Here is a 13,360-nt window from a genome sequence, read left to right as displayed (position 1 = left end):
GCCGCTGGGGGTTGGGGGTGTTGCGGAGGGCGGAGGTGGGGAGCGCCCGCCGGCCCGCGGCCCCCAGCCTTCCCCCCCACCCTGGGGGGGCCCCGCGCGATCGCGCGGGGCCCCTCGTGCTTGCGGGCGCTGTCCGTAGCCCGGCTACAGCCAGCCGGCGAACTCCAGCAGCAGTTCGGCGTCCTGGTGGCGGCCGGCCGCGGACGCGCGTACGCCCGACTCCACCGCGCGGAACAGCGTCCACCCGTGCAGCCTCGCCCGGTCGACGTCCAGGGAGTCGGCGAGCTTGTTCACCCGGCGGCGGGTCCCGGACGCGCCCGTCGCCGTCGCGACGAGGTCCTCCACCCGGTCGCGGACCAGCCGGGCCAGGTCGTACGCCCGCTCGCCGACCAGCGGATCGGGTCCGACGGCCAGCCACGGCGCCCGGTCGCCCGCGAGTACCTTGCCCTGCCTGAAGTTGCCGTGCAGGAGCAGGAGTTCGTCCGCGGAGGCGGTCAGCTCGTCGCGCGCCGCGAGAGCCGCTTCCACCAGCGGGGCCAGCGCCGGGTCGGCGGAGCGCATCGCCGCCGCCTGGCGGTCCGTCCGCTCGGCGACCGTCTCGAAGGGGTGCGCCGGGGGCGGTTCGATCCACAGCCGGCGTACGATCCCGGCGGCCTCCAGCAGGGCCTTGGCCTCCGGCAGGGAGCGCAGCGAGACCTCGGAGTGCAGACGTTCCAGGAGGAGTTCACCGGGTGCGGCGTCCCCGTTCAGCAGCTGGACCGCGCCCCAGCCGTTCCAGTGCTCCAGCGCCGCGCGCTCCGGGGCGGGCCAGGCCGCCTCCGGTGCGATCTTGAGCGCGGCGGGGGCGCCGTCCTGCTGCCGCACGAGGACGACCAGACTGCTCCTGCCGCCGGGGTTCTGCACCCGCTCGACGGTCAACTTCCGCCGGGACACGGCCTCTTCGGCGAGCTCGGGCAGCTGTTCCAGCCAGTCGGCGGCCGAGTCCGGGTACGCCTCGCCGAGCGCTCGTACGAGCCGCTGCGGCGCTTCAAAACGCATGCGTGTGGTGTCCCCTTCAAAAGCCCGTTCAGAAGCCGGTTCGAAACCCGGCTCGAAGCTCACTGCTTGCGGCTCACGGCCGGGGTGGTCAGCTCGGCAAGCCCAGGAAAGGCTACGCCGCGTCCCCGCCAGCGCACGGCCCGCACCGCTGCCTCCCGCAGCGCCCCGGCCGCCTCGCGCCGGAGCGGACCCCCGGCCGCGCGTACGACGTCGGAGTAGACCCCGGCCACCCGGTCCTCCAGCTCGGCTGCGAGCCGTACGGCCGCCGCCGCGTCGGGCACCGGGAACGGCAGGGCGTACGCGGCGGCCGCGGCCACCGGGGTGGCACCCAGGTCGCGCACGGTCCGCTGCAGCGCGTCGCGCCGCGAACGGTGGGCGTCGTACGCCTCCCGTGCCTCGTCCCTGCGCGTCTCGGCGACGCGGCCGCCGACGATGCCGTACCCGTACACGGCGGCGTGCTCGGCGGCCAGCGCGGCCTGCACGGCCTCCACCGCCTGCACGGCGGTCGGCGTCCCGCTCACCCGTCGCTCCCTTCGGTCAGCAGATATACGTGGGCGGCGCCGGCCGCGGCGACGGACGCCAGCAGCCGCGCCAGCTCCGGCGGAGCGTCGACGAGCGCCGCGGTGTGCTCCTCTGCCACGCGCCGCTCCTCGGCGGCGAGCTCCTTCAGCGCGGCCCCGCGCTCCGTGGCGACGGCCGGGGGCGCGGCGGCGCGGACACCCGCACCCCCGCCGCGCAGCGCGTCCGCCTGCCTGGCCACGGCGTCGCGCAGCGGCTCCAGCCGCCCGGCGGCGGAGGGATGGGCGGCGATGACGGCGTCGTACCGCGCCAGCAGCGTCCGCCTGGCCCGCGCGGAACGCTTCCGCAGCCCGGCCTCGGCCCGCACCGCGACGGCCGCGGCATCGGCGGAGCCCTCACGGCCCCGCGGAGCCGAATCCTCCGCACACCCGCCGGTCAGCAGCGCGACAGCCGCGGCCCCGGTCGCCGCGAGCGCACCCCTGCGTGTGGTTTCCGTGCGCCGCACCTGTGTCTCCCTCGGGCCTCTGCGGTGATCACCGCAGGCGAGCGTACCTGCGGCTCCCCGGCAGGCTGACGGCAACACCCCTCGGGACCGGATACCCTTTGATCTGACACGCGACGATCCACACAACAGCACACGCGGCCGAGGAGTCACCCGGATGAGCACCACCCAGAGCGACAGGCTGCGCGCACTCCTGGAACCACTGGTCAGCGCGGAGGGCCTCGATCTGGAAGACATCGAGGTGTCCCGGGCCGGCAGGCGCCGCCAGCTGAGGATCGTCGTCGACTCCGACGAAGGCGTGGAACTCGACGCCTGCGCGGAGCTGAGCCGCGCCGTCTCCGAGAAGCTCGACGAGACGGACGCGATGGGCGAGGGCGAGTACGTCCTCGAAGTCAGCTCCCCGGGCGCCGACCGCCCGCTGTCGGAGCACCGCCACTACGTACGGGCCACCGGCCGCCTCGCGAAGCTCACGCTGAACGACAGCACCGAGCTGGTCGCGCGCATTCTGACCGTGGACGACGAGGGGCTCGACCTCGAAGTGCCGGGCGTGAAGGGCCGCAAGCCCACCGCCCGCCGGGTTGCCTTCGCCGACATCGCCAAGGCCCGGGTGGAGATCGAGTTCAGCCGCAAGGACAAGAAGGAAGAGGAGGCGTAGCCATGGATATCGACGTAAAGCTCCTGAAGGGCTTGGCGAAGGAAAAGGAGATCTCCTTCGACCTGATGGTCGAGGCGATCGAATCGGCCCTCCTCATCGCGTACCACCGCACCGAGGGAAGCCACCGCCGCGCGCGCGTGGAACTGAACCGCGACAGCGGTCATGTGACGGTCTGGGCGAAGGAAGACCCGGCCGACCTCGAAGAGGGCCAGGAGCCCAAGGACTTCGACGACACCCCGTCCGACTTCGGACGCATCGCGGCGAGCACCGCCAAGCAGGTCATCCTCCAGCGTCTGCGCGACGCCGAGGACGACCGGACGTTCGGCGAGTACGCGGGCCACGAGGGCGATGTCGTCACCGGCGTCGTCCAGCAGGGCAGGGACCCCAAGAACGTTCTCGTCGACATCGGCAAGCTGGAAGCCATCCTGCCGGTGCAGGAGCAGGTGCCCGGCGAGGAGTACACCCACGGTCTGCGACTTCGGTCGTACGTCGTACGGGTGGCCAAGGGTGTGCGCGGTCCGTCCGTGACGCTGTCCCGGACCCACCCGAACCTGGTGAAGAAGCTCTTCGCCCTCGAGGTGCCGGAGATCGCCGACGGCTCGGTCGTCATCGAGGCCATCGCCCGCGAGGCAGGCCACCGCTCCAAGATCGCCGTACGGTCGACGCGCTCGGGCCTGAACCCGAAGGGCGCCTGCATCGGCCCGATGGGCGGCCGTGTGCGTAATGTCATGGCCGAGCTGCACGGCGAGAAGATCGACATCGTGGACTGGTCGGACGACCCGGCCGAGATGGTCGCCAACGCCCTGTCGCCCGCGCGGGTCAGCAAGGTCGAGGTCGTGGACATGGCGGCCCGCTCCGCCCGGGTCACCGTGCCGGACTACCAGCTCTCGCTGGCGATCGGCAAGGAGGGTCAGAACGCCCGGCTCGCCGCCCGGCTGACCGGCTGGCGCATCGACATCCGTTCCGACACCGAGCAGCCCGAGGGCCGGTCCTCCGACCAGGACTGAGGCTGTTTTTACGACAACAACCGTTCGATTTTTGCCCCCATGGGGTGAGGTCGCCGCGGGGAGGTAGACTTAATAGTGTCTGGCCGGACGCATGCCCGCGTGTGCCCTGAGCGAACCTGTGTGGGATGCCGGGAGCGAGCGGCCAAGCGCGAACTGCTGCGCATCGTGGAGATCGAGGGCGAATGTGTTCCCGATCCTCGCGGTACGCTGCCCGGCCGGGGTGCGTACATTCACCCCGCCCCTGCCTGTCTCGCCCTGGCGGTCCGCCGCCGGGCGTTTCCCCGGGCCTTTCGGGGCCGGGCACCGCTCGGCACAACGGCACTGAGCCAGTTTGTCGAGCAGGCAACAGCAACACCGTAAGAAGAGAACGGCACGGATAACCGTGCGGTCAGGTACCTCGCGAGTTGGAAGTAGGTCGAGATTGCGATGAGCACTCGATGAGTACGCGATGAGTACGCCCATGAAGTAGCGACGGTCCGGCGGTAACCCGGACCTAAAAGGAGCGAAGTGGCAAAGGTCCGGGTATACGAACTCGCCAAGGAGTTCGGTGTTGAGAGCAAGGTCGTCATGGCCAAGCTCCAAGAACTTGGTGAATTCGTCCGTTCGGCGTCCTCGACGATCGAGGCGCCGGTTGTACGCAAGCTGACTGACGCACTGCAGGGTCCCGGCGGCAACGCCGGCAAGTCCGCAGCAAAGCCGGGTGCGCCTCGTAAGGCAGCGCCCGCAAAGCCGTCTCCGGCGGCTCCCTCCCCGGCACAGGCGGCCCGTCCGGGCGCCCCGAAGCCCGGCGCACCGGCCCCCAAGCCGGCCGCGGCCGAGGCTCCGGTCACTCCGGCGGCGTCCGCGCCGTCCGGTGCCCCGCGTCCGGGTCCGAAGCCCGCACCGGCCAAGCCCGCTCCGGCGGCTCCGGTGCCCGCGGCCGAGTTCTCCGCGCCCGAGCCGGCCCAGCAGGCCGCGCCCGCCGCCCCCGCGCAGCCGCAGCAGGCCCCGCGTCCCGCGGGTGCCACGCCCGGCCCCCGTCCCGCCCGTCCGGCTCCGGCCGGCCAGCGTGACGCAGGTCAGCGTGACGGCGGCCAGCGTGACGGCGGTCAGCGTGAAGACCGCCGTGGTGGCGAGCGTCCCGCCCGCCCGGGTGGCCAGCAGTCCCCCCGTCCCGGCGGCGCCCGTCCCGCGGGTCCCCGTCCGGGCAACAACCCGTTCACCTCTGGTGGCTCCACCGGCATGGCGCGTCCGCAGACGCCCCGTCCGGGTGGCGCCCCGCGTCCCGGCGGTGCCGGTGCCCCCGGTGGCGCCCCGCGTCCGCAGGGTGCTCCCGGCGGCGCTCCGCGTCCGCAGGGCCAGGGTGGCGCACGTCCTTCCCCGGGCGGCATGCCCCGTCCGCAGGGCGGCGCCCCGCGTCCCGGTGGCGCTCCGGGCGGTAACCGTCCGAACCCCGGCATGATGCCGCAGCGTCCTGCTGCCGGTACTCCCCGTCCTGGTGGCGGTCCCGGCGGCGGTGGCCGCGGTCCTGGCGGCCCCGGTGGCCGTCCGGGCGGTGGCGGCGGCGGTCGTCCCGGTGGCGGCGGCTTCGCAGGCCGTCCGGCCGGTCCCGGTGGTGGCGGCGGCGGCTTCGCAGGCCGTCCCGGTGGTCCCGGTGGTGGCGGCGCGGGCCGTCCCGGTGGCGGCGGCGGCTTCGGTGGTCGTCCCGGCTTCGGTGGACGTCCCGGCGGCCCCGGTGCCCGTGGTGGCACGCAGGGTGCGTTCGGCCGTCCCGGCGGTCCGGCGCGTCGTGGGCGTAAGTCGAAGAGGCAGAGGCGCCAGGAGTACGAGGCCATGCAGGCCCCGTCGGTAGGCGGCGTCATGCTGCCTCGCGGCAACGGACAGACCGTCCGCCTGTCGCGCGGTGCCTCGCTCACCGACTTCGCCGAGAAGATCAACGCCAACCCGGCGTCGCTCGTCGGCGTGATGATGAACCTCGGCGAGATGGTCACTGCCACGCAGTCCGTCTCCGACGAGACGCTGAAGCTCCTCGCTGAAGAGATGAACTTCATCCTGGAGATCGTCAGCCCGGAGGAGGAGGACCGCGAGCTTCTCGAGTCCTTCTCCATCGAGTTCGGCGAGGACGAGGGCGGCGAGGACATGCTCGTCTCCCGTCCGCCGGTCGTGACCGTCATGGGTCACGTCGACCACGGTAAGACCCGACTGCTGGACGCCATCCGCAAGACGAACGTCGTTGCGGGCGAGGCCGGCGGTATTACGCAGCACATCGGTGCGTACCAGGTCGCCACCGAGGTCAACGGTGAAGAGCGCGCCATCACCTTCATCGACACCCCCGGTCACGAGGCGTTCACCGCCATGCGTGCCCGTGGTGCGAAGTCCACCGACATCGCGATCCTCGTGGTCGCGGCGAACGACGGTGTGATGCCGCAGACGATCGAGGCGCTGAACCACGCCAAGGCGGCCAACGTGCCGATCGTGGTCGCGGTCAACAAGATCGACGTCGAGGGTGCCGACCCGACCAAGGTGCGCGGTCAGCTCACCGAGTTCGGTCTGGTGGCCGAGGAGTACGGCGGCGACACGATGTTCGTCGACATCTCCGCGCGCCAGGGTCTCAACATCGAGCAGCTGCTCGAAGCCGTGATCCTCACCGCGGACGCGTCGCTCGACCTCCGTGCGAACGCCGAGATGGACGCGCAGGGTATTGCCATCGAGGCTCACCTCGACAAGGGCCGCGGCGCCGTCGCCACGGTGCTCGTCCAGCGCGGAACGCTCCGCGTGGGTGACACGATGGTCGCCGGTGACGCGTACGGCCGAGTCCGCGCCATGCTCGACGACAACGGCAACAACGTCGAGGAAGCGGGTCCGTCGACCCCCGTCCTGGTCCTGGGTCTCACCAACGTCCCCGGCGCCGGCGACAACTTCCTGGTCGTCGACGAGGACCGTACGGCCCGCCAGATCGCCGAGAAGCGTGCTGCGCGTGAGCGCAACGCCGCCTTCGCCAAGCGCACCCGCCGGGTGTCCCTCGAGGACCTCGACAAGGTGCTCAAGGCCGGTCTGGTCCAGGACCTCAACATCATCATCAAGGGCGACGCGTCCGGTTCGGTGGAGGCTCTCGAGTCCTCGCTGCTCCAGCTCGACGTCGGTGAAGAGGTTGAGATCCGGGTCCTGCACCGCGGTGTGGGTGCGGTCACCGAGTCCGACATCGACCTGGCGATGGGCTCCGACGCCATCGTCATCGGCTTCAACGTCCGAGCTGCCGGCCGCGCCGCGCAGATGGCGGACCGCGAGGGCGTGGATGTCCGGTACTACTCGGTCATCTACCAGGCGATCGAAGAGATCGAAGCAGCCCTCAAGGGCATGCTCAAGCCGGAGTACGAAGAGGTCGAGCTCGGCACGGCGGAGATCCGCGAGATCTTCCGCTCGTCCAAGCTGGGCAACATCGCCGGTGTTCTCGTCCGCTCCGGAGAGGTCAAGCGCAACACCAAGGCGCGCCTCATCCGCGACGGCAAGGTCATCGCCGAGGACCTCAACATCCAGGGTCTGCGCCGCTTCAAGGACGACGTCACCGAGATCCGGGAAGGCTTCGAGGGCGGTATCAACCTCGGAAACTTCAACGACATCAAGGTCGACGACGTCATCGCGACGTACGAGATGCGCGAGAAGCCGCGCGGCTGAGCCGTGTAGCTGATCCGTACATCGTCAGTCGGGGCCGCCCGGCGGAGATTATTTCCGTCGAGCGGCCCCGGCCGTTGCGTGTACGGTTCTTGTGTCCCTGCCAAGTGGTTGGCGGGGCACGACCCCGAACCGGCGGGACATCCGGACACACATGTATGTGGGGACACTGTCCTTCGACCTGCTCCTCGGCGACGTACGGTCGCTGAAGGAGAAGCGTTCCGTAGTACGCCCGATCGTCGCTGAGCTGCAGCGCAAGTTCGCAGTCAGTGTGGCGGAAGTCGGCGATCAGGATGTCTATCGCAGGGCCGAGATCGGCGTGGCGGTGGTATCAGGCGAGACAGGGCATCTCACAGACGTACTGGACCGGTGCGAGCGCATGGTCGCCGCCCGGCCCGAGGTGGAGCTGCTGTCGGTACGGCGGCGGCTGCACACTGACGAAGACTGAAGTTCAGCAGAAGCAGAAAGAGGAGACGGACCGGTGACCGACAAAGCGCGGGCCCGCAAGCTGGCCGATCGCATCCAGGTCGTGGTCGCGGAGACCCTGGACCGGCGAATCAAGGATCCGCGACTGGGGTTCGTGACCATCACGGATGCCCGGGTCACCGGTGACCTGCGGGAGGCCACGGTCTTCTACACGGTGTACGGCGACGACGAAGCGCGCGCCGCCTCGGCCGCCGCGCTGGAGAGCGCCAAGGGCGTCCTGCGTTCCGAGGTCGGCCGGCAGACCGGTGTGCGCCACACGCCGTCGCTGGCGTTCGTCGCGGACGCGCTGCCGGACAACGCGCGCACGATCGAGGACCTCCTCGACAAGGCGCGCGCCAAGGACGCCGAGGTGCGCGAGGTGTCGACGGGCAAGACGTACGCCGGCGAGGCCGACCCGTACCGCAAGCCCGAGGACGACGAAGCCGACGACGAAGCCGAGGACGAGGGCGAAACCGCGGAATGAACAAGCGCACCACCACGACGCCGGACGGCCTTGTCATTGTCGACAAGCCGTCCGGCTTCACTTCGCACGATGTCGTCGCCAAGATGCGCGGGATCGCCAAGACCCGCCGCGTCGGGCACGCGGGCACTCTCGACCCCATGGCGACGGGCGTCCTCGTCCTCGGCGTGGAGAAGGCCACGAAGCTCCTCGGCCATCTCGCCCTGACCGAGAAGGAGTACCTCGGTACGATCCGGCTCGGCCAGACCACGGTCACCGACGACGCGGAGGGCGAGATCACCGCGTCCGTCGACGCCTCCGGCGTGACCAGGGAAGGCATCGACGCGGGCGTCGCCGAGCTGACCGGCGCCATCATGCAGGTGCCGTCCAAGGTCAGCGCGATCAAGATAGACGGCAAGCGGTCGTACTCGCGGGTGCGCGAGGGCGAGGAGTTCGAGATCCCGGCCAGGCCGGTGACCGTCTCGTCCTTCCAGGTGTACGACGTGCGCGAGGCGGTGGCCGAGGACGGGACGCCCGTCGTCGACCTCGTCGTCTCTGTGGTCTGCTCCTCCGGTACGTACATCCGCGCCCTCGCACGCGACCTCGGCGCGGGTCTCGGCGTCGGCGGCCACCTGACCGCGCTGCGCCGCACCAGGGTCGGCCCGTACGGGCTCGACGCGGCGAAGACCCTGGAGCAGCTCCAGGAGGAGCTCACCGTCATGCCCATCGCCGACGCGGCCGCGGCCGCGTTCGCGCGCTGGGACGTGGACGAGCGGCGCGCGGGCCTGGTGACCAACGGCGTACGGCTCGACATGCCCGCGTACGACACCAGCCCCGTCGCGGTCTTCGGACCCGAGGGGCGGTTCCTCGCGCTGGTCGAGGAGAACCGGGGCAAGGCGAAGAGCCTGGCCGTGTTCGGCTGAGGCGACGGGGATCGCCGGGGGATGAGCAGGACCCCCATCGTGGAGCGGGCAGCCCGTCGGCTGTCCGCTCCACGATCCCCCTCCGGAAGTCTTTCCGGCCCGCACCGCCGATTCACCCCATTGGGCGGGCGCTCGGAGTGAACCACGGGGGTAATGGGGGCGCGTTCGCCGTGCGTCCTTCTCCTACTGATCACCGCCGACCTACCGTCGATGCCACGGGGCACGGTGGGAGGTTCGGCGATGGCGGTACGGGAGACGCCGTTGCCGCCGTTGCCGGCGGTCACTCTGGTGCACATCCGCGATCTGGCCGGGCGCCCGCGTGGCACCGGGTTCGTCGCCGACGAGCTCGGCACCGTCGTCACCAGCCACGAGGCCGTCGACGGCCTGACCCGGGTCGTCCTGCACGCGCCGGGGGAGCGGACCTGCCTGGCCGAGGCCGACGCGATCGTCCCGCTGCCGGAGACGGATCTGGCGCTCGTACGGACCGAGGGTCTCGGCGTACGGCCGGTTCCCGTCGCGGCGCGGGAGCGGATCGGGACGGGCACGTACGTACGGCTCGCGGCCGGGGGCTGGCGGGAGGCGCGGGTCCTCAGGCCGGTTCCGGTCACCTACACGGCGACCGACCGCTTCCATCTCATCGACCACACGGTGGAGTTGGCGATGGGAACGACCGGCAGCGACGCCCTGCGGCTCGGCGGCCCGGCGGCGGGCGGGCCGGTCCTGGACGCGGAGACGGGGGCGGTGTTGGCCGTGCTCGGCACCGCACTGTGTGCGCAGGAGCGGGCGGCGGGGTTCGCCGTGCCCCTGCGGGCGGCGGCAGCGGCGTCGCCCGACGGCCCGCTGGCGGAGCTGCTGCGGCGGAACGCGGCCACGGTGCCTTGCTACGGGCCGGACCTCAACCTCGCGGGCGCGCTGCGACTGGCAGAGGCATCGGCCGGGACGGCCGATGGGGCGGGGCAGGATCGATGGCGTGAGCCGGTGGAACGGCCGGACGTAGCAAGGGAGTTCGAGGCCTTTTCCGTCGCCGGCCGTGCGAGGGTGCTGGCCCTGGTCGGAGAGCCCGGGGCCGGGCGTACGACGGAACTCGCCGTACTGGCGCGGCGGCGCGCCGACGGCCCCGACCCGGCCCCGACGCTCCGGCTGCGCGGCGCCGACCTGCGGGCCGGTGACGCGTCGGTCGCGGACGCGGTGGGGCGGGCACTCGAGGAAGCCGGGCGGACCGTCGCCGCGTCGGGGGAGGGGAGCGGCGATCCGCAGGGCGCCACGCCGGAGCGGGTGGCGCGGCTGGCACGCGACGCGGGCCGGCCCCTGCTCGTTCTGCTGGACGACCCCGAGGAAATGCCGCCCGCGCTGACCCACCGGCTGCCCGACTGGACGGCGGGGACCGTGAGTTGGCTGCGCGCGACCGGGGCACGGCTGGTGGTGGCGTGCCGGGCGGAGCACTGGGAGGCGGCGGGGGCGCAGTACCCGGAGGGCGCGCTGCACCGGCCGGCGCGGCCCTGGCCGGGGCTGCCTCCCGCCGTACGGATCGGGAACCTGACCGAGGCGCAGGCGCTGCGCGCACGCGAGCGGTACGCGATCCCGGACGGCGCGCTCGCGGACCCCTCCGACGCCCGCCATCCCCTGACGCTGCGGCTGCTGGCGGAGGTGCGGGAGGCGCTGGCGGAGGACGCGCCGGGGCACCCTTCGCGCGAGGACGTGTTCGCCGCGTACCTGGACCTGATGTGCCTGCGCGTCGCGGTGCGGCTGGCGGCGGCCCGGCCGGCGCCGCGGGGCGCGGCGGTGCGGCGGATGGCGGCGAGGGTGGCGGGCCGGGTGCACGAGGCGGCGCGGCGGTGTCCGGCGGCCGGGCACGGGGGACTGGACCGTGAGTCGTTCGATGAGGTCTTTCCGTGGCACACGGGGTGGGCGTCGGCGGTACTGGCGGAGGGCCTGTTGGAGCCGGCCGGCAGCGGCTACCGGTTCGTCCACGAGGAGCTCGCCGACTGGCTCCAGGCGGCGCACCTGGACATCGACGCGGCGCTGCACAGCCTGGTCCACGCCGTCCGTGATCCGGGCGGCGTGCCCCCGGCCCCTTTCTCCTCCTCCCGCGCGCACGAGCCCGCCGCACCGGTCGTCGCCGAGGCGCGTGCGACCGGCGCGACCGGCCCGGCGCGTTCCTTGCCCGTCGCGCGTCACCGCGTCGGGCCGGTGGTGCAGGCCCTGCTGCTCCGGCACCGGTTGCACGGCCCACCCGCGGTGTCGCGCAGGCTGATGGGCCTGGTCCACGCGCTGGAAGGCGGGGCGCCGGTGCGGCCCGTCGCCGAGGCCGGGGCGGGTACCGGGAGCGGCCCGGGATTCCCCGTCCCGGCGGTCGCGGCGTGCTTCGGGGCGGCTGAGTGCGATGCGACCGCGGGGTCGGTGCTCGCCCCGGCGCGTGCGGGCGATGCGGCGCCCGGTTGTGCGCGGGAGTGGGGGGCTGTGGCTGGTGTGCCGATGGCGCCGGCCTGCGCAGGAACGCGGGTGGGCGGTCTCCCGCCGGAGCCGGCGTCCGACGGAGTGGCCGGGCCGGTGTGCGCCGGAGAGGTGGGGCGGGCCGCCCGGCTCCTGAGGGAGGTGCTGTCGCGGGTGCCCGACGCGGGGGGATACCTGGGTGTGCTCCGGGTGCTGGCCGACAGCGTCACGCGGCGGTCGGTCCAGGGGGGTGGGCCCGGGGGTCTCGGCGCGCTGGGGGAGTTCGGGCCCGGGTTCTGGGAGCGGCTGCGCGTGGCGGAGGGCGAGCGGATGGATCTGCTGCGGCGGCTCCTGCCCGCCGACGGTGCCCCGGGAAGCGGGCCCGTACCGCCGCAGGGACGGTATCTCGACGCGGTCGCGCGCCGGATCGAGGCCGCGCCACGGACCGTGCAGCCCATGCTCTGCCAATGGTTCGACGACGAGCGGCCGCTGCCCGCCGCCGACGACGCCGAGGTACGTCCCACCGTCGCCGACGTCGCCCAGGCGCTGCTCTACGCCCGCCGTGAGCTCGCCGTCGACGATCTGGCCGAGGCCCTGGCCGACAGTGCGCACCCGCGCGCCGACGAGCTCCTCGCCGCGCTCGCCGAGGAGGAGCCCTCCGCGCTCTGCCGGGCCGTCGACCGCTGGTCCCATGACGACGAGCGCCCGGCCCGCCGGGTCGCCGCCGCCCTGTACGGGCCCGCCGCCGCGCCGCACGTCACCACCGAAGCCGACCGCGAGCTGCTCAGGTACGCCGCGCTCGCGCTGCTCACGCGGCCGGGGGACGGCGTCCTGCACGGTCCTGCCCTGGGCGTGCTCGTACGGGACCCGGACACCCGGTCGCTCTATCTGCCCCGGGCCCTGACGGTGTTCGGCGACGAGGCATCGCCGCTGCCCGCCGCCGCCCTCGCCGCCGCGCTCCCCACCCACCCGGAGCCCGTCCTCGACGCCTTCCGGGCATGTCTGGCGGCTGGAGGAGAGGGCGTGGGTGACGTACTGCGCGCGCTCGCCGACGTCAGCGGCCCTGTCCTCGCCCGCCGGGCCGCCGACCTCGTCCGTGAGTACGTCGACCGTCACCCTGCCGGGGCCGCGCACGCCGCCGCGTACGTGGACCGGCGCCTCGAGCACGGACCCGGCGCCCGCGCCGTCCTCTTCCCGCTGGTCGCGGGCCTGCTGAGGGACCACCCCGGCCAGGTGCGGCGCGTCCTCGCCCCGGTCCTCGCCGCGCCCGGCAGCCGCGCGTCGCGGGCGCTGCGGGCCGAGCTGCTCGACGTACTCCTGGAGTGCGAGCAGCAGTACGTGCGGCACGGGGAGAGCGGGATGTGCGCGGCGCGGGACCTCGGCGCCCTGGAGGCGGTGCTGCTGGCCGCCGGCACCGGAGCCCGGCGCAGGGGCGAGGCACGGACCAGGGACCTTGTACACCGCACCGGCATGCTTCTGGTCCGTACGACCGAGGGAGCGGTCCGTTTCGACCGGCTGCTGGCCGGGCTCGCCCGCGAGGTCCCCGAATTCGCGGCGCTCGTCGCCGGGTGGCTGGTCACGGCGCCGCACGAGTGGGCGGCGGTGGTGGGGCCGAGCACCCGCCGGACGGTCGAGAGCCTGGGCTCTCCCATGCCGATGCGAGCCGCACCCCGTGGGCATGGCAGTCTTAGACCTGCGTAATCGGGT

General features: G+C 73.0%; 11 protein-coding genes. 8 read left to right on the top strand and 3 right to left on the bottom strand.

What is annotated here, in order from left to right:
• Positions 1–144 precede the first annotated feature (144 nt).
• The 3 genes from ACWIHY_RS31875 to ACWIHY_RS31865 are packed head-to-tail and all read right to left on the bottom strand — an operon-like array spanning position 145 to position 2,062.
• Positions 145–1,038: an aminoglycoside phosphotransferase family protein gene (locus ACWIHY_RS31875; RefSeq protein ID WP_454379598.1), complete on the bottom strand. Its 894-nt coding sequence runs from the start codon at positions 1,036–1,038 to the stop codon at positions 145–147.
• Between the two features lie 59 nt (positions 1,039–1,097).
• Positions 1,098–1,559 carry a ferritin-like domain-containing protein gene (locus ACWIHY_RS31870; RefSeq protein ID WP_454379596.1) on the bottom strand — a complete coding sequence of 154 codons (462 nt, stop codon included), beginning with the start codon at positions 1,557–1,559 and terminating at the stop codon, positions 1,098–1,100.
• Entirely contained in the window at positions 1,556–2,062 is a 507-nt protein-coding gene (locus ACWIHY_RS31865; protein WP_454379595.1) for a hypothetical protein, read from the bottom strand. The genes ACWIHY_RS31870 and ACWIHY_RS31865 overlap by 4 nt, the downstream gene beginning before the upstream one ends.
• Before the next feature lie 154 nt (positions 2,063–2,216).
• Between ACWIHY_RS31865 and rimP the strand changes: the two genes are divergently transcribed.
• The 8 genes from rimP (at position 2,217) to ACWIHY_RS31825 (ending at position 13,354) form a co-directional block, all read left to right on the top strand.
• Complete coding sequence (gene rimP / locus ACWIHY_RS31860; protein WP_454379594.1) at positions 2,217–2,714, top strand: ribosome maturation factor RimP; 498 nt, start codon at positions 2,217–2,219, stop codon at positions 2,712–2,714.
• Positions 2,715–2,716: 2 nt separating this feature from the next.
• Positions 2,717–3,721: a transcription termination factor NusA gene (gene nusA / locus ACWIHY_RS31855; RefSeq protein ID WP_454379593.1), complete on the top strand. Its 1,005-nt coding sequence runs from the start codon at positions 2,717–2,719 to the stop codon at positions 3,719–3,721.
• A gap of 75 nt (positions 3,722–3,796) precedes the next feature.
• Positions 3,797–4,081 carry a YlxR family protein gene (locus ACWIHY_RS31850; RefSeq protein ID WP_454379591.1) on the top strand — a complete coding sequence of 95 codons (285 nt, stop codon included), beginning with the start codon at positions 3,797–3,799 and terminating at the stop codon, positions 4,079–4,081.
• A 147-nt stretch (positions 4,082–4,228) separates the two neighbouring features.
• Positions 4,229–7,375 carry a translation initiation factor IF-2 gene (infB, locus tag ACWIHY_RS31845; RefSeq protein WP_454379590.1) on the top strand — a complete coding sequence of 1,049 codons (3,147 nt, stop codon included), beginning with the start codon at positions 4,229–4,231 and terminating at the stop codon, positions 7,373–7,375.
• Between the two features lie 151 nt (positions 7,376–7,526).
• Positions 7,527–7,820 (top strand): DUF503 domain-containing protein, encoded by a 294-nt coding sequence (locus tag ACWIHY_RS31840; RefSeq protein ID WP_454379588.1) that lies wholly within the window; start codon positions 7,527–7,529, stop codon positions 7,818–7,820.
• Positions 7,821–7,853: 33 nt separating this feature from the next.
• Positions 7,854–8,321, top strand: a complete 468-nt coding sequence (gene rbfA / locus ACWIHY_RS31835; protein WP_454379586.1) for a 30S ribosome-binding factor RbfA — start codon at positions 7,854–7,856, stop codon at positions 8,319–8,321.
• Complete coding sequence (truB, locus tag ACWIHY_RS31830) at positions 8,318–9,220, top strand: tRNA pseudouridine(55) synthase TruB (RefSeq protein WP_454379585.1); 903 nt, start codon at positions 8,318–8,320, stop codon at positions 9,218–9,220. The genes rbfA and truB overlap by 4 nt, the downstream gene beginning before the upstream one ends.
• Positions 9,221–9,460: 240 nt before the next feature.
• A complete protein-coding gene (locus ACWIHY_RS31825; protein ID WP_454379584.1) occupies positions 9,461–13,354 on the top strand; it encodes a serine protease in 3,894 nt (1,297 codons plus the stop codon).
• Positions 13,355–13,360: the final 6 nt, after the last annotated feature.

This window comes from Streptomyces sp. NPDC055287 (genome assembly GCF_053646035.1).
Note: the sequence above shows the minus strand (reverse complement) of the source record. Positions and strands in the feature narration are given on the sequence as shown.